This window comes from Halarcobacter ebronensis, assembly GCF_013201825.1.
In the GTDB taxonomy this organism is placed as follows: Bacteria; Campylobacterota; Campylobacteria; order Campylobacterales; family Arcobacteraceae; genus Halarcobacter; species Halarcobacter ebronensis.
Genome location: NZ_CP053836.1, coordinates 302,258 through 318,663, shown reverse-complemented (window position 1 = coordinate 318,663; position 16,406 = coordinate 302,258). Strand labels below are relative to the sequence as shown.

The window sequence follows — 16,406 nt, the reverse complement described above, 5'->3', positions numbered from 1 at the left end:
TTTTTTTCTTAATTTATTTTTTTAGTATTTATTATAAGAGATAAAAAAGATTATATGTTAATAGTTAAATTTATGAGAGAAGGTTTAGAAAAGAGATTAGTTTTTTATAAGAGGTGTAGTCTTAAAAAGACTACTTAAATATTTTATTTACCTCTTATAGAATCTATTTTTTGTTTTATTTTTACTACTCCGTAGAAGAATAATGGAATAAACAATACTCCAATTACAACTGCTGATATCATTCCACCAACAACCGTTGTTCCAATAATATGTCTACTTGAACTACCTGCCCCACTACTAATAGCAAGAGGTAAAGTACCAACAATAAATGCCAATGAAGTCATAACAATAGGTCTAAATCTAAGTCTTGCTGCCTCAATAGTTGCATCAAATAGTGAATATCCAGCTTTTAATTTATCCATTGCAAACTCAACAATCAAAATTGCATTTTTTGCTGCCAGACCAACTAAAGTTACAAGCCCTACTTGGAAATATATATCTGCTTCTAGTCCTCTTAAATATACTGCAAGAGCTGCCCCAAATATTGCAAATGGAATAGAGATAATAACTGCTAAAGGGATACTCCAGCTTTCATATAATGCTGCAAGAATTAAGAAAACAAAGACTGCTGCATATATTGATGTATTACTACCCTCTTTTTGAAGTTTTTTCTCTTGGAATGTTGTTCCCGACCAAGCTACAGTATAACCATCTGGTAATACTGATGCTGCTATCTCTTCAATTGCATTTGTTGCATCACTTGAAGCAAATCCAAAAGTTGGGTTACCTGTTATTTGTGCTGCATTAAACATATTAAATCTTTGAATAATACTTGCATTTACTTTTCTCTCTAAAGAGACTAATTCACTAACTGGTACTAAATTACCAGTTGATGATTTAACATAAATATTTTTAAAATTATCTCTAGTCTCTCTATATTGTGACTCTGATTGAATATTTACATGGAAAGTTCTACTATAAAGATTAAAATCATTAATATAACCCTTTCCATAAGTTTGTTGAATTACACTGTAAATTGATGCAATACTAATTCCCATTGATCTAGCTTTTTCTCTATCTACAGTTAATAAATACTGAGGCACATTTGTATTTAATGTTGTTCTAACAGATGTAAGTCTTGGATCTTGTTGTGCTTTTGAAACAATCTCTTGAATATATCCATTTAATGTACTTAAATCTCCACCTGTTCTATCTTGAATCCACATCTCAAATCCTCCAGTTGTACTCATCCCCATAATTGGAGGTGGATTAACTGGTATAACAAAAGCTTCTTTACTTGTCATAAAGAATTGCCCCATTAACTGTCCGGCAATTGCTTGAGCATTTTGACTTGCTAATGGTCTTTCATCCCATGGTTTTAACATAGCAAACATAAGTGCAGCATCTGTTTTATATGCAAATGCAGAGATATCTAATCCTGTAATTGCTCCTGTTGAGAAAACATTAGGATTTGCTAATAATTGTTCTTCTATATTTTCTGTAATTTTTTTAGACTCACCTAAAGAAGTTGCAGGCATCATATTTACAATAACCAACAATACCCCTTTATCTTCAGTTGGGACAAGTCCTGAAGGTGTAATCTTCATAATAGAGATTGTTGCCGTTAATAAAATAGCAAAAAGTGCTAATGAAAAAAACCACAATTTAATAGTTTTTTTAGTAATCCCTATGAATAAGATAGTTAACCAATCAAAGAAATCATTAAATTTTCTAATCAACCAAATTGGCTCAGGTTCGTGTTCTCTTAGGAAAAGGGCACAAAGTGCAGGAGTCAATGTAAGTGCAACAAGTCCAGAAATTACAACAGACATAACAATTGTAATAGCAAACTGTTTATACATAACTCCACTAAATCCACCTGTAAGTGCAGCAGGAATAAATACAGCTGAAAGAACTAAAATAATTGCAATAAGTGGAGTTGTTAACTCTTTCATTGCTTCTATGGTTGCATCTTTTACGCTAATTTTTTTGGTTCTTAAAACCCTCTCAACATTTTCAATAACAATAATAGCATCATCAACAACTAACCCAATAGCCAAAATCATACCAAACAAGGTCAAAAGGTTAATTGAGAATCCAGCTGCATATAATCCCGCAAAAGTACCAATAACAGATACAGGAATAGCTAAAACTGGAATAATTGTTGCTCTAATATTCCCTAAAAATAGATAGATTAAAATAACAACAAATACAATAGCTTCAAATAGAGTTTTTACAACCTCTTTAATTGACTCATCAACAAATAGTGTTGCATCATAAGGAATTTTATACTCTAAATCTTCAGGAAATTTTTGAGACAACTCTTGTAATTTATCTTCAAGAGCGGCTGACACTTCTAATGCGTTTGCACCTGGAGATAAAAAGATACCAACAGGAATCATTGGCTCTTTTTTATAGTTAGCTGATGTATAAACTGAATCTGTTCCCAACTCAATTCTTGCAATATCTTTTAACTTTAAAGTTGAACCATCGCCATTTGATCTTACAATAATATTTTCAAATTCTTCTACGCTTTTTAATCTACCCTCTGTTGAGATAGAGTATGTAAAAGGTTGAATATTTTTAATAGGTTCAGCACCAACAGAACCAGTAGAGTACTGATTATTTTGACTATTAATAACAGCTGTAACATCATCAGGGGTTAAATTGTAAAATGCAAGTTTTTCTGGATCAATCCAAACACTAATTGCATAATCTTTTGCTCCAAAAACATTAGCATCTCCAATACCTTTGATTCTCTTAATATCATCAATTACATTTACTTTTAAATAGTTTGAAATATAAGTTGTATCATGAACTTGCCCTTTAGATCTAAAAGCAAGTACTTTAAGCATATCAGGAGATCTCTCTTTTACAGAAATACCTTGTCTTTGTACCTCTTCAGGAAGCTTATTTAACGCTAACTGAACCCTGTTGTTTACATCAACTTTTGCTTGCGCAACATCAGTTCCAACATCAAATACAACACTAATAGATAATGTACCACTTGGTGAAGCTGTAGCTGTCATATAACTCAAATTGTCAACACCATTAATCTCATTTTCAAGAACAGTCGCAACTGTTGAGTTAAGTGTAACTGCATCTGCACCAGGATAAGTTGCACTAACATTGATTTGAGGAGGTGTTACCGCAGGATACTCTTTAACTGGTAATATATTAATTGATATTAATCCTGCTAGTATAATTAAAATAGATACAACTGTTGCAAAAATTGGTCTATTTATAAAAAACCGTGAAAACATCTATTTTCCTTATTTGTTAATTATTTTGTCAACAACAACAGGACTTCCAGCTTTAACTTTAAAGAAGTTATTAACAATCACTCTATCACCACTTTGTAGTGGACCACCAACTACTACATATTTATCCCCACTCTCATTTCCAATAATTACTGGTTTAACAGCTGCAATTCCATTGTTTTCAACAAAAACAACTGTTCCTAATGGGTTTTGTAATAGTGCTTTTTGAGGAATAGTGATAATATTTTTTTGAACAATGCCTTTTAAAGTAACTCTTACGAAACTACCTGGCATTAATGTATTATTTTTATTATCTACTAAGGCTCTCATTTTTACTGTTGAAGTATCTTTATCAATATTTACATCAATAAAATCTACATAACCTTTTGCACTTGTAGGTTTATCTTCAAAATTTATTCCAACTTCAATTTTTCCACTTTCTGGCATTACCCATAAACCATTTTTAATATTTTTATAATCACTTAATGGCATAGAAAAATCAACATACACTTCATCATTTTGTGTTATTGTTACAAGTTCCATTGGAGGGTTTGAAGTAACTAAATTCCCTAAATCAACTTTTTTTATTCCTGTAATTCCTGAAATTGGCGCATAAACTTTTGTATAATTTAAATCAATTTGAGCTTGTTTTAATTCAGCTTTTGCCATTGCAACACCTGCTAATGCACTCTCATATGTTGATAAAGCATTATCTCTTTGTTCTGTTGTTACAGCTTTGCTTTTATAAAGCTTTTTAATTCTATCCCAATTTCTTGTTGCATTATCTAATGTAGCTTCACTCATTTTTAGATTAGCTAATGATGCATCATATTTTGCTTGATACAACTCATCTTCAATTTTAAATAGAGAATCACCTTTTTTTACTCTTTGCCCCTCTTCAAAATTTTTCTCTTCAAGAACTCCTAAAACCCTTGAATAAACTTGTACATTTTCATAAGCTTTAATTTGTGCAGGATATTTTAAAGCAATCTTTAAATCCTGTGCTTTTGGTACAATATAAATATCAGCTTTGGGAGCTGGCATTTTGTTTGGTGCACCATCTGCTGCAAATAGATTCCCTGATACTACAACTAATGCAATACCAGATACAAATAAACTCTTTAATTTTTTCATTTTACAAACTCCTCTAAGTTTTCACCACTATAATATATAATATTTGCTTTATCAACTTCTAACTCATTTAGTGCTTTATCAAGTGTACTTTTTGCATCATATTTTTCACTTAATGCTTCTAGATATGATACATTATCCACTAAACCATTTTGAAATTTAGCTTTAATTGACTCATATGCACTATTCGCTGCTTTTAATCCAGCTTTTGCAGATTTAATTTTTAGTTTTCCAATTTCATAAGCTTTTAATGCAAGTTTTAAATCAACACTTGCTTTATTTTTTTCATACTCATATTGAGATTTCAATGCTAAATATTTTTTGTATTCTGATTCGTATGATTTATTTGCTGAACCAAAATCAAATATTTTCCAATTTAAGTTAACAGCTGCAATATTTTGCTCATAATCACTTGAATTACCGCTAAGTGCTGCTGTTTTATAGTTAAGATCATTTGATGAATAACTATCACTTATTGTTAACGTTGGTAAATAATCACTTCTTTGAGATTTTGCTGTTGCTAGTTGTGCTTCTAAATCATGTTCTAAAGCTCTTAAATCTGCTCTTAATTTCACCTCTTTTGACTCATAGTCTTTAATTTGTGAACCATCTTCTATTGTTACTGATTTTCCAACTACATACTCAAGATTATGAATAATTGTTTGTATGTTTAGTTCTAACTCATGTAGTTCAACTTGTGCACTCTCAATATTTGAGATGATTTTTTGTACTTCATCTTCTGTTGCACTTCCTACATCTAAGAATCTTTTTAATCTTTTATACTCAGCATTTAATTGTTCAATCTCTTTTTGTTTTGACTCTTTTTGTGCTTCATATGTCAAATAACTATAATAATAGTTGATAACTTGTAATACGATCTCATTTTTTTGATTTGTTAAGTTTTCACTACTACTTTTAATTTGTGCTTCATATGAATCAAAAAGGTCATATTTTTTACCACCATCATATAAAACATAACTTACTGTTCCTTGAACCGTACTTCTATTATCAGGGACACTACTTGTCTCTTTGTTTGTCTCTTGATAATCAGCAGAGATACTTACTTGAGGTAGATAACCAGCTTTTAAACTATCATAACCTTTTTCAACACTCTCTAAATTTCTTTGAGACGACTCTATCATTTTATTATTCTTAGACAACTCAACAAGTTGACTTAAACTCTCTGCGTACAAAGAAAAAGGTATAATAAAAATTAAGGCTAAACTCTTTTTCATTTGATATCCTTGTATGATTTTTTATTTTTTATTCTACTATAATTGAATTACAATAACTACACTTCAATAAAATTGAAAATTGCATCTATAAACTTATCTGCCTCTGTTTGGTTACTTTGTATACTATTACAAGTTAACCTTGACATAAAAACCCCATGTCCTAAAATATATAAACCATTGACTACCTCTCTTGATATAGGTTTTAATTCACCTTTTTTTATTCCATTTTCAAATATTGATTCAAACCATTTATAATATTCATCATTTCTTTTCAAATGATATTCCATCATCTCTTTTGATGGATTGGATAAAGTAATAGATAAAAACTCTCTATATAACTCTTTTAAATTATCATCATCCTCTTCATAAAATACTTGTAAAAAGACTTTTACTTTTTCTCTAGCAGAATTAACACTATTTAATTTATTCTGTTTAATTTCATTATGAAATGACAAATATATATTAATAACTTCAAATAATAAATCCTCTTTATTGGTAAAATAGTCATAAAAACTCCCTTTACTAATACCTGCAGCTTTTGTTAGAGAAGCTATAGAGACGTTATTAATACATTGTTTAATCAAAATATCTTTGCATGCAAGTGCAATATCTTGTCTCTTTTTTATTTTGTCAACTATAATTGCCATATTGTCCTCTAAAAAATAAATGAATGACCGTCGGTCATTTATGGTTTGAAACTATACTAAATTAATATTAATGTAATCTTAACAAAAAAGAGAAAATAATTTTTTTTACTTTGCATAAAATTGAAGTGAAGTAGAGTGGATGGGGTAGCAGGATTCGAACCTGCGAATAACGGTACCAAAAACCGTTGCCTTACCACTTGGCGATACCCCAACAAAAAAATGATTTTTAAAAAGTGGAGCGGGAGACGAGACTCGAACTCGCGACAATCTGCTTGGAAGGCAGAAGCTCTAGCCAACTGAGCTACTCCCGCAATATAATCATAATTGATTATCTTATGAGGAAAGAATTATAAACAATTTATTCTTATAAATTCCTAAAAAAATTTCAATTTGGTTGCGGAAGCTGGATTTGAACCAACGACCTTCGGGTTATGAGCCCGACGAGCTACCGAACTGCTCTATTCCGCGGTTTGTTTAAAATAAATCTAATTAAATCAAGTGATAAATTAAAGATAAGTTATATTTAAAAAGTGGTGCGGATGAGAGGACTCGAACCTCCACACCGTGAGGCACCAGATCCTAAGTCTGGCGTGTCTACCAATTTCACCACATCCGCACAAAAAGTTTAAAAGACTGAGTAAAACTCAAATCTAATTAAAGTGGTACGCCTGACAGGATTCGAACCTGTGACCGCACGCTTAGAAGGCGTGTGCTCTATCCAGCTGAGCTACAGACGCATCAATAAGAAAAATCTAAAATAGATAAATGGGGTAGATAATGGGGCTCGAACCCACGACCCTCGGAACCACAACCCGATGCTCTAACCAACTGAGCTATATCTACCATCCTGGGTTTTATCATATTTTATTAATTTCCAAATGGTCGGGGCGAGAGGATTCGAACCTCCGGCCCCCTGGTCCCAAACCAGGTGCGCTAACCAGACTGCGCTACGCCCCGACAAACACTAATCTTTCAAAAAGTGGACGGAATTATACAAAGTTTTAAAAAAAAAGTCAAGACTTTCTCTCAAAAAAGTTAGAAATTTTTATAATTTCTAACTTTTCTTAAAACTGAATCAAACCATCCACAGGAGAAGATGCTGTTGCATAAGGTTTTTTAGGGATCCTTCCTGCTTTATAACCCATTCTTCCTGCAATTACTGCATATTTCATAGCTTGTGCCATAGCTATTGGATCTTGTGCCCCAGCAATCGCTGTATTTGTTAAAACGGCTTCAGCCCCAAGTTCCATTGCAATTGAAGCATCACTTGCACATCCAACTCCTGCATCCACAATTACTGGAACCTTTACCGCATCTTTAATAAAAGCAATATTGTATCTATTCTGAATACCAAGACCTGAACCAATTGGTGCAGCTAATGGCATAATTGCATCAGCTCCTACCTCTTCTAGTCTTTTTGCAATAATTGGATCATCATTTGTGTATGCCATTATTGTAAAACCATCTTTTTTTAAGATTTCACAAGCTTTTATTGTTTCTATTACATCAGGATATAGAGTTTTTTGTGCATCTCCAATTACCTCTAATTTTATTAAATCAATTCCAGTTGCTTCTCTCATAAGTCTAAAAGTAGTTATTGCCTCTTGGGCTGTAAAACAACCTGCACTATTTGGAAGAAGTTTTACATTTGTATCTTTAAAATAATCTAGTAGATTCTCTTCATTTGGGTTTGTAATATTTACTCTTCTAATTGCAACAGTAATCAGTTCAGAACCTGAAGCTAATGTTGCTTCTTTTGTAGTTTGGAAATCTTTATATTTTCCAGAACCTACGATTAATCTACTATTAAATTCATATTTACCTATTCTTAAAATGTCACTCATTTTTTGCCTCCAATTTGTTTAACATAAAACTTTCGGTTTCAAGCTTGAAAAAAGGGAACAATTCACTTTTTATTTACAGCTCTCACCTATAAATTTTCTATAATCTTTACTAACATTTTTTATATTTATACTTATAATTTCAGGCACATCATAGCTATGTAATTCTTTAATTTTGCTTTCCACCTTTTTAAAAAGTTCTTTTTTCGTTTTGATGCTAAGTAACATCTCACTATCTTCACAGAACTCATTATTCCAAAGATAAAAGGAGTCAATTTTACTCATATGAACACAAGCTGCCAGTCTTTTTTGTATTAGAATTTTTGAGATTGCTTTCGCCTCATCTTTGTTTGCACAAGTTGTTTGTACTATTATAGTTTTCATAATTTTTTAACCTCTTCAATTAAATCTGATGGTATCAAAGAGTAGTTGTTTTTTTTGTAGTTACTTGCTGCTATTGTGTGCGCTAAAGATGCATGTATTGCGGCATCAATTGCACTATACCCTTGAGCTAAAAGTGCTCCCACAAGTCCACTTAAAACATCTCCACTTCCACCTTTACTTAAAACAGCACTTCCTAAAGGATTTACATATATTTTATCTTTTTGGGCTATTAAAACATTCGCACCTTTTAATAGAAGTACAACTTTTGGATACTTTTTACAGAACTCTTTCACATAAAAAAATCTATCTCTTTGAAGTTCTTCTACTTTAATATCTGCTAAATTACAAAGCTTTAAAAGAGAACAAAACTCTTTTGGATGGGGAGTTAAAACTACCTCTTTTTCTAAAATGTTTAGTGTGATATTTTCATGAAATAGGTCTGCATCAATAATCATAGGAAGATTTGTGTTTAGAATTTCTTTTATCTCTTTTTCGTCATAGAGTCCAAGTCCCATTCCAATTGCTATTGCTGTGCAATTTTGCGCTAATTTATGGGTTTGCATAATGTGATATGGCAAATCTATATTATCATGACATATTACACTAACAAGTCCCGCACCAAAACCAAATGCTGCTTTAGCTGCAATTACACCAGCACCTTTTTTACATCCAGCAATTACATTTAGATGTCCAAAACTACCTTTATGTGCATCTTTTTTATCTCTTAGTGGAAGTTTCAAATCCCCTTTATCAAGCAAAAATACATTTGTCTGTATTTCATATACTTCCCTTTGAACTCCAAGATTAGCTACTTTTACTTCACCAATATAATCTTTTGCCATATCTGAATACAAAGCTTGTTTTAAAGCTCCCATTGTTACAGTTAAATCAGCAAAAAAAGCAGTTGTTGTTATTTCGCCTTTAGGATTTATTCCACTTGGAATATCACAAGCAATTTTAAAAGAATCAAAACCATTAAGATTTTCAATAAGCTCTTGTGAAACCCTATCTAAATCTTTATTTAAGCCTGTTCCAAAAAGGCAATCTACAACTACATCGCAAGAGCTAAGCTCATCAACCGTTTTCAAACCTAGAAGTTCTGCCCTTTGAAGTTGTAATTTTGCCATTTTTGATTTAAGTTCAAAAGCAATATAGAGTTTTACCTCATATTTTTTATAAAGTAGTCTAGCTAATGCTATCCCATCAGCTCCATTGTTTCCAGAGCCACAAACTATTAAAACTGATGAACCTTTTTTAAATCTCTTTTCAATCTCTTCTTGTATATTTGAAGCTGCATGCTCCATTAATAAATCTTCAGTCAAAGAAAACTTCTCATAACATCTCTTGTCTAAACTTCCAACTTCATAATAGAGATTTTGCATTATAGATCCTTATTTTCTAAATTTCCAATTCTCTTTTTGCAACACTTCTTTTACTTTATCTTTTAGATCCCCTTGTAGTTCAAGCCACTCGTCTTTAATGGCTCCACCGCAAGCAAGTTTTTTCTTAAGAAGTTTTAGAACCTCTTTTTTTTCTTTCTCTTCTATATAAAATCTTCCAACTAAGGTAACTGGTTTACCATTTCTTTTTTCAAAAGTAAAGACTAATTGGTGTTCATTTTTTGGTTTTAGTTCACCCTCTATCTTTTTTTGTTTTTTATCATTTTTAGAGGTGTCAAAACTATCACCTTCTAATTTTGCTCCCATCTCAAATATCATCAAAACTCCTTTTAAAATGTCCCATTTTAAAAGGGACCTGCATTTTTACTACTTTTACTGTTATAGCAAAGCTATAACTAAAGTATCAAACCCTAAAGAGACATTGAAATGTCTTTAAAACTCTTTGATTCTTGTTTTAACATCTATATCATCAATAGTTGTAAAATCAGCTCTTTTATACTGTTCCACTGCAACTCTTCCAATCATTGCAGCATTATCTGAACAATATTTCAATTCACTTAAATATAGTTTCATTCCTTTTTGTTTGCAAAACTCTTCTATTGCTGTTCTTAATCTTATATTTGCACTAGCTCCACCAACTATCGCAAAATTTTTAGCATTTTTTGTTTTAAAAAGTTTTTTTATTTTTTGCATTATATGTGCTACTGCACTCTTTTCAAAAGAGGCTGCAATATCACAAATATCTTGTTCAGTTAACCCATTTTCTCCTAACTTTTCAATTTGCATTCTAACTGCATTTTTAAGTCCAGAGTAACTAAACTCAATATTTGGACTCTGTCTTAAAGGAACTGGAAAATCAAATCTGTTTTCATCCCCTTTTAATCCCTTTTCTTGAACAATAGGACCACCTGGATAACCTAAGCCCATCATTTTAGCAACTTTGTCAAAACTCTCTCCAAAACTATCATCTAATGTTGTTGCCAAAAGTCTCATATTCTCATGATTTTTTGCTTCAATAATTTGTGTATGTCCACCTGAAACTAAAAGAATTGTACAAGGGAAAATCTCCTCTTTTTCTATAAAGAGAGAATAGATGTGTCCTTTTAAATGATTTACAGCAATAAGAGGCAGATCTAAGGCAAGACTTAAAGCTTTTGCCATAGTTACCCCTTCCATTAAAGTAACAGAAAGTCCAGGAGCATTTGTAACTGCTATAGCTTTTAATTTTGGAAAATAATCTTTACACTCTTCAAGTATTTTTGGTAATGCTTCTGCATGTAATCTTGCAGCAAGTTCTGGAACAACACCTCCATACATTGAGTGTTGCAACTCTTGAGAGATTTTTTTATGATAAATTAGTTTTTTTGTTTCTATTTCAGTAATTGCTATTGAACTATCATCACAACTTGATTCAATACTTAAAATCAACGATTTTATCCTTTTTATTTGATTCATACATTTCAACAATCATTTTAATGATTGTTAGAAATTTATCCCGCAGGAGTGTTAACGACGAGGACAATCCTTAAAATCAATGATTTTCCTCTTCACACTCTTCTTCTTTGTTAATCCAATCTAATGCACAATCAAGTTTTCCATATCCTGAAGCTGCATTTATATGTCCTGCCTCTTCTAAAAGTTTCATTCCTACTTTTAATTTACTTTGTAGTCTAATTGCCTCTTCCACATTCATATAAGGATCATTTGTTGAAGCTGCCATAATCACCTCTTTTGATTTTAAATCTTGAGGGATAGGATAAGGGAAAAACTCTTTTATCTCTTTTATATCACAAGTTATTCTAACAGGAGCTACTAACATTAGTTTATCTAAGTTAATATCTAACTCTTCACAAAGATGAAACCATAAAATATTTGCCAAAGAGTGACAAACTACCACAGTTGGTTTAAAATTTTCAATCTCTTTTTTTACAGACTCTTTCCACTTTTGTAAACTTGGATTATCTCTATTTGGGAGAGAAGGGAAAGATACTGGTGTATTTTGTTTGATTAAATCAATTGCCAAATGAGCTTGCCAATGGGGATAATCACTCCCACCTAATCCATGCAGTATCAAAACTCTTTTTTCCATATAACCTCTTATTTTGTATCTCTTACACATCTTACATATTTTAGTTTATGTCTACTGTCATAATATGGTGTACCACTTACAAAGTACATATAATCTGCATAAAACCAAAATGTTCTCCAATGGGCTTTTCTTGCCCAATATCCATCTTTTTTATTATATCTAAAGGCTCTATTTATATAACTTTGAGGATTGCTCTTATCTACAATCAGCTCATACTCTTCAATTTTTGGAAGCCTCCAATTTTCATAACCTGCAAAATTCAAATCATCACAATAATCAATAGCATCTTCATGGGATTTATTAACTTTTAATACAGAAGGATCATCCATCCACATTAATTTGTTTACTGAATCAATTACAACTTTTAATGTTCTATCTCTTTTTAAATCCAAAGAGAAAGAGAAAGCAAAGAGGAGAAAAAATAGAAGTAAATATCTCATTACTTATCCTTTATTTTAAACTTTCCTTGTTGTATAGATGAAGATACACTTCCATCTAATAATTCTATATTTATATTATACCCATCTTTATAAATTAATCCAACCAACTCTTTACATGGCTTTTCAACTCTATTTGATGTACTATTAGTTTTCCACTCTTCAAATTTTTTATCGTACATATCTAAAATATTTTTTTCAAATTTATTTCGTGTATATATCAAATATACAACAAGTACAATTAGAATTATAAAAGGGATTAGTAAATCAATAGCCACAAAAAGCCCTCACTTCTTTATCAATCTCAAAAATATCCTCAATGGTTTTTGCTTTTAAACTACTAAATTTCTCTATTGCTTCTAAAGATATCTTAGGTATATCAAGGAAACCTATTTTTCCATTTAAAAACTTATTAACTGCAACCTCATTTGCAGCATTTAAAATTACTCCTAAATCTAAATTTTTTAGGAGTTCCTCTTTTATTTGCCAAATTGGATATCTTTTTGAGTCAATTTTTCTAAACTCTAAAGAGCCAACTTCAAGTAAATCAATTGGTTTTAAAATCTTTTCATCACACTTTCCAAGTATTGCATAAGCAATAGGAAGTTGCATTGATGCATTTGCAATATGAGCGGTTGTACTTCCATCTTCAAAATTTATAAGAGCATGAATTAGTGATTTTGTCTCTATTATTGCATCAACTTTTCTAGTGTCAAAAAGCCAAGCTGCTTCAACTAATTCAAATAGTTTATTGGTCATTGTTGCACTATCAATTGTAATTTTATTTCCCATTGACCAGTTTGGATGATTTAATGCCTCTTTAATTGAAACATTTGCTAATTTTTCAAGGGGATAATCTCTAAAAGATCCTCCACTAGCTGTAATTGTCATTGATGAGATTTTTTTCTCTTGTCTTAAATACCAAAGTCCAAAATGCTCTGAATCAATTGGACTTAATTGACTTTGGTCTATAAACTTTCCTGCAGCTACCAAAGACTCTTTATTTGCCAAAGCTATTTTTTTACCGCACTCTATTGCTTTTAAAGTTGGTCTTAAACCTAAAAAACCAACTAATGCATTAACAACTGTTTTAGATTCACTCTCTTCAATTGCTTTTAAGATATCACTCTCTGCAAAACCTACATTAAAGTGGTTTACTTTATGAACATTCTCTTTGTTTGCTACTACGACTCTTTTAGGTTTAAACTCTTCAATTTGCTTATTTAAAAGTTCTATATTATTGCCTGCAACTAATACTTCAATATTTAGATTAAATTTTCTAGCAATATTTAGAGTATTAACTCCAATTGAACCTGTGCTTCCTAATACAATCACATCACTGCTCTTAAAATTACTAACATTATTACTGAGCCAAATAGATATCCATCCATTCTATCTAATATTCCTCCATGTCCTGGAAGAATATCTCCACTATCTTTAACTCCAGCCTCTCTTTTTAAATAGCTTTCAAATAGATCTCCAAAAACTGAAGCTAAGGCAACTGCCACAGAGATTACTATTGCTCCAAAAACTGAAACATTATCAATAGCAAAGATTAACCCAAAAATTGTTGCAACAACTAAACCACCAGCAACACCTTCAATTGTCTTATTTGGGCTTGTTTCACAGAACTTTGTTTTACCAATAGATTTTCCAACATAATATGCTCCCACATCTGCTCCTGCAACTATCATAAGTAGCCAAAGAAGAGACATAACTCCATACTCCATGTATAAAGTTAAAAGGAAAAGGAAAGATACAGTAGGATAAAACAGTATCAAAAATATTTTTTTGTCTAAATTTTTAGTATATGCTAGAACTGAAGCTAAAACTATTGCAACTACAAAAATCAAATCTTCAGGGCTTGGATAAAAATATGCAACAAACCACATTGCACCAACATAGTAGTAGATAGAATCCATTTTAATATCATATAGTTTTTGTGACTCATTTATTGCAATAACAAGCAAACCACCAAAGAGTAACCACATTACAAAAAATGAATCTATATAGCCTATTATCAATGCAGCCACAAAAAGGGCTAAAGCTGTTTTAATTCTTGTTGAACTCGATTTTATAATATCTTTCATAAGTAACCTATCTTTATTTGTAATTGTAGATTATACAAAAGTTTAACTTTTTTTAATATTTTTCTATATCTTAACAACTATTGTTGTATATGGATTATATAGTACATTTGCACCATTTTGTATTTTCACATTTCTTCTTTGGGTATAATCAACCTCATAGGTTCCAGAGAAATCTGTAGAAAATTGTGCACAAATTGTTGCTGCTTTCTCTATTACAGCTTGGGGTATTGTTTTTTTGCTATTTTGCACAATTACATGGGAAGAGGGTCTATCTTTTAAATGAAACCAAAAATCACTTGCTTTGCTATTTTGTAACAAATAGATATTTTCTCTTTCGCTTGTTCCTAACATAATTTTATAACCATCAAAAAAGAAACTCTCATAATTTTGGCTCTTTTTGGTTTTTGTCTGATTTTTCTCTTTTTTAGGGTATAAAAACTCTATTTCATCAATACTATTAGCTTTTTGTAAAGAAACAATCATTCTTTTTAAAAAATCTATTTTCTCCTCAATATTTCCCTTTTCAATATCAATATTTATTGCTTTATGTTTAAGCTTTTTAGCCTTTTTAAAAAGTTCGTTTGAGTATTTAGATGCAGCAGTTTGCTCACTTAGTGCAATTTCAACCTCTTCCCCTAAATAATTGTATGTTTTTAAAGACTTTTGATATGGTTTTATATTATGCAAATTATTTAAAATTAAATTTGCATCTTCGTAAAGCTCTTTTGACTCTTTTTCTAAAGCCTCTTTTTTAGGTAAAGCTTTTAATATGTTCTCCAATTTTTTTAATTTTTTATTAACACTAGAGATTTTCTGATTTATATAGTTCTCTAAATTCTTTTTCTCCAACTCATCATAGGTTTCATAAAGGATCTTTTCAATGTCATCTATATCTTCAATTTTGAAATTAATATCTATCTTTGGAATTTCATCTAGTTTCACTCCAACCTTTACCACTCTACTTGAAGAGAACTCATCAATATGTCGTAAAGCCTCTAATATAACTCTATTTTCATCTAAAATAATTATATTTGTATGTTTTCCTGTAAACTCTAATTGAAGTATAGTAATTAACTTTTTATATGAAGAGGAAGAACTAACTTTTATATTAATTATCTTGTCATCATTATATAGTTCAACATTTTCAATATTCGCATTGATAAATCTTTTTTGTAAAAGAACATCAAAAGGAGCATTAAAATCTTTTTTTACTTTTGCCTCATCTCTCTTTTTATAAATAAGACTCTTTCCCTTCGTCATATCAAAATACAAAGAGTTCTTATTATTAAATTCAATTATAATTGTATTGTTTTCAATTCTCTTTATAAACTTTATTTTTTGGGCATTGTCGTTAATATAAGCCACAATCTCTTTTAATAGATAATATTTCACTTTAAATTCACTTTATCTTATCTTACATAAGAATTATTTTATATATATTTGTTATAATAATACCAAAATTAATATTAGGAGAAGAATAATGTCTAAATTATTGAAAATTGCACTTGCTAGCGCACTAGTTCTTGGTGTTGCTTCAACTACTGCTTCTGCAGATGCTGTAAAGGGTCAAAAGCTTTTTATAAAAAAGTTTAAAGATGCTTGCGGTTTTAATGGAGCTAAATTTGCTGCAAAACACTCTCAAGCTGAGTGGGAAGCAATTAATTCAAATGGAAAATTTAAAGAAGAGTTAATGAAAATTTGTCCAAAAGTTCAAGAGGGTGATATTAAAGATGCTTGGTTACCTCATATTTATGATTTCTCTCATGAATATGCAAATGATTCAGGTAATGTACCATCTTGTTAATTATTAAATAATAACAACTATATAGTTTAAGTTTTGGGGATAAGTTTTGCTTATCCCCTTTTTTATTATCTAAACTTATTTATATAGT

The 16,406-nt window shown here is 30.7% G+C and carries 16 protein-coding genes and 7 tRNA genes; 1 reads left to right on the top strand and 22 read right to left on the bottom strand.

The annotated features are described in order from the left end of the window. Window positions 1-143: 143 nt before the first annotated feature. From AEBR_RS01690 to AEBR_RS01585, 22 genes are all read right to left on the bottom strand, one after another. Window positions 144-3,263, bottom strand: coding sequence for an efflux RND transporter permease subunit (locus AEBR_RS01690; RefSeq protein WP_129086179.1), 3,120 nt, complete (start codon window positions 3,261-3,263; stop codon window positions 144-146). A 9-nt stretch (window positions 3,264-3,272) separates the two neighbouring features. After that, window positions 3,273-4,394 carry an efflux RND transporter periplasmic adaptor subunit gene (locus AEBR_RS01685; RefSeq protein ID WP_129086178.1) on the bottom strand — a complete coding sequence of 374 codons (1,122 nt, stop codon included), beginning with the start codon at window positions 4,392-4,394 and terminating at the stop codon, window positions 3,273-3,275. Continuing rightward, complete coding sequence (locus tag AEBR_RS01680; protein WP_129086177.1) at window positions 4,391-5,626, bottom strand: TolC family protein; 1,236 nt, start codon at window positions 5,624-5,626, stop codon at window positions 4,391-4,393. The genes AEBR_RS01685 and AEBR_RS01680 overlap by 4 nt, the downstream gene beginning before the upstream one ends. A 56-nt stretch (window positions 5,627-5,682) precedes the next feature. Continuing rightward, entirely contained in the window at window positions 5,683-6,273 is a 591-nt protein-coding gene (locus AEBR_RS01675; protein WP_129086176.1) for a TetR/AcrR family transcriptional regulator, read from the bottom strand. A gap of 136 nt (window positions 6,274-6,409) precedes the next feature. Beyond that, window positions 6,410-6,484 (bottom strand) — tRNA-Gln (locus tag AEBR_RS01670). 23 nt (window positions 6,485-6,507) lie between these two features. Further along, window positions 6,508-6,584 (bottom strand) — tRNA-Gly (locus AEBR_RS01665). Window positions 6,585-6,664: 80 nt separating this feature from the next. Beyond that, a tRNA-Met gene (locus AEBR_RS01660) sits at window positions 6,665-6,741 on the bottom strand. A gap of 63 nt (window positions 6,742-6,804) precedes the next feature. Continuing rightward, a tRNA-Leu gene (locus tag AEBR_RS01655) sits at window positions 6,805-6,889 on the bottom strand. Between the two features lie 44 nt (window positions 6,890-6,933). Beyond that, window positions 6,934-7,010 (bottom strand) — tRNA-Arg (locus tag AEBR_RS01650). Between the two features lie 29 nt (window positions 7,011-7,039). Beyond that, window positions 7,040-7,116: transfer RNA gene (locus tag AEBR_RS01645), tRNA-His, on the bottom strand. Window positions 7,117-7,152: 36 nt separating this feature from the next. After that, a tRNA-Pro gene (locus AEBR_RS01640) sits at window positions 7,153-7,230 on the bottom strand. A 107-nt stretch (window positions 7,231-7,337) separates the two neighbouring features. Further along, a complete protein-coding gene (locus tag AEBR_RS01635; RefSeq protein WP_129086175.1) occupies window positions 7,338-8,117 on the bottom strand; it encodes a thiazole synthase in 780 nt (259 codons plus the stop codon). A 69-nt stretch (window positions 8,118-8,186) separates the two neighbouring features. Beyond that, entirely contained in the window at window positions 8,187-8,498 is a 312-nt protein-coding gene (gene cutA / locus AEBR_RS01630; protein WP_129086174.1) for a divalent-cation tolerance protein CutA, read from the bottom strand. Continuing rightward, window positions 8,495-9,880, bottom strand: coding sequence for an NAD(P)H-hydrate dehydratase (locus tag AEBR_RS01625; protein ID WP_129086173.1), 1,386 nt, complete (start codon window positions 9,878-9,880; stop codon window positions 8,495-8,497). Before AEBR_RS01625 ends, cutA begins: the two co-directional genes overlap by 4 nt. 9 nt (window positions 9,881-9,889) lie before the next feature. Further along, entirely contained in the window at window positions 9,890-10,216 is a 327-nt protein-coding gene (locus AEBR_RS01620) for an SUI1 family translation initiation factor (RefSeq protein ID WP_129086172.1), read from the bottom strand. A gap of 114 nt (window positions 10,217-10,330) precedes the next feature. Beyond that, a complete protein-coding gene (tsaD, locus tag AEBR_RS01615; RefSeq protein ID WP_129086171.1) occupies window positions 10,331-11,326 on the bottom strand; it encodes a tRNA (adenosine(37)-N6)-threonylcarbamoyltransferase complex transferase subunit TsaD in 996 nt (331 codons plus the stop codon). A gap of 103 nt (window positions 11,327-11,429) precedes the next feature. Next, window positions 11,430-11,987 (bottom strand): RBBP9/YdeN family alpha/beta hydrolase, encoded by a 558-nt coding sequence (locus AEBR_RS01610; RefSeq protein WP_129086170.1) that lies wholly within the window; start codon window positions 11,985-11,987, stop codon window positions 11,430-11,432. 8 nt (window positions 11,988-11,995) lie between these two features. Next, window positions 11,996-12,427, bottom strand: a complete 432-nt coding sequence (locus tag AEBR_RS01605; protein ID WP_129086169.1) for an Lcl C-terminal domain-containing protein — start codon at window positions 12,425-12,427, stop codon at window positions 11,996-11,998. Next, window positions 12,427-12,702 (bottom strand): hypothetical protein, encoded by a 276-nt coding sequence (locus tag AEBR_RS01600; RefSeq protein ID WP_128981297.1) that lies wholly within the window; start codon window positions 12,700-12,702, stop codon window positions 12,427-12,429. Before AEBR_RS01600 ends, AEBR_RS01605 begins: the two co-directional genes overlap by 1 nt. Then, window positions 12,692-13,759, bottom strand: a complete 1,068-nt coding sequence (gene dxr / locus AEBR_RS01595) for a 1-deoxy-D-xylulose-5-phosphate reductoisomerase (protein ID WP_129086168.1) — start codon at window positions 13,757-13,759, stop codon at window positions 12,692-12,694. The genes AEBR_RS01600 and dxr overlap by 11 nt, the downstream gene beginning before the upstream one ends. After that, window positions 13,756-14,514: a phosphatidate cytidylyltransferase gene (locus tag AEBR_RS01590; RefSeq protein WP_129086167.1), complete on the bottom strand. Its 759-nt coding sequence runs from the start codon at window positions 14,512-14,514 to the stop codon at window positions 13,756-13,758. Before AEBR_RS01590 ends, dxr begins: the two co-directional genes overlap by 4 nt. Window positions 14,515-14,577: 63 nt before the next feature. After that, window positions 14,578-15,906, bottom strand: coding sequence for an NFACT RNA binding domain-containing protein (locus AEBR_RS01585; RefSeq protein ID WP_129086166.1), 1,329 nt, complete (start codon window positions 15,904-15,906; stop codon window positions 14,578-14,580). 88 nt (window positions 15,907-15,994) lie between these two features. On the opposite strand from AEBR_RS01585, the gene AEBR_RS01580 reads away from it, so the two are divergent. Further along, window positions 15,995-16,318: a cytochrome C gene (locus tag AEBR_RS01580; RefSeq protein ID WP_129086165.1), complete on the top strand. Its 324-nt coding sequence runs from the start codon at window positions 15,995-15,997 to the stop codon at window positions 16,316-16,318. Window positions 16,319-16,406: the final 88 nt, after the last annotated feature.

Coding starts and splice junctions, on each gene's coding strand:
- AEBR_RS01690 (WP_129086179.1), bottom strand. CDS start 3,263: ATGTTTTCACGGTTTTTTATAAATAGACCAATTTTTGCAACAGTTGTA.
- AEBR_RS01685 (WP_129086178.1), bottom strand. CDS start 4,394: ATGAAAAAATTAAAGAGTTTATTTGTATCTGGTATTGCATTAGTTGTA.
- AEBR_RS01680 (WP_129086177.1), bottom strand. CDS start 5,626: ATGAAAAAGAGTTTAGCCTTAATTTTTATTATACCTTTTTCTTTGTAC.
- AEBR_RS01675 (WP_129086176.1), bottom strand. CDS start 6,273: ATGGCAATTATAGTTGACAAAATAAAAAAGAGACAAGATATTGCACTT.
- AEBR_RS01635 (WP_129086175.1), bottom strand. CDS start 8,117: ATGAGTGACATTTTAAGAATAGGTAAATATGAATTTAATAGTAGATTA.
- cutA (WP_129086174.1), bottom strand. CDS start 8,498: ATGAAAACTATAATAGTACAAACAACTTGTGCAAACAAAGATGAGGCG.
- AEBR_RS01625 (WP_129086173.1), bottom strand. CDS start 9,880: ATGCAAAATCTCTATTATGAAGTTGGAAGTTTAGACAAGAGATGTTAT.
- AEBR_RS01620 (WP_129086172.1), bottom strand. CDS start 10,216: ATGATATTTGAGATGGGAGCAAAATTAGAAGGTGATAGTTTTGACACC.
- AEBR_RS01610 (WP_129086170.1), bottom strand. CDS start 11,987: ATGGAAAAAAGAGTTTTGATACTGCATGGATTAGGTGGGAGTGATTAT.
- AEBR_RS01605 (WP_129086169.1), bottom strand. CDS start 12,427: ATGAGATATTTACTTCTATTTTTTCTCCTCTTTGCTTTCTCTTTCTCT.
- AEBR_RS01590 (WP_129086167.1), bottom strand. CDS start 14,514: ATGAAAGATATTATAAAATCGAGTTCAACAAGAATTAAAACAGCTTTA.
- AEBR_RS01580 (WP_129086165.1), top strand. CDS start 15,995: ATGTCTAAATTATTGAAAATTGCACTTGCTAGCGCACTAGTTCTTGGT.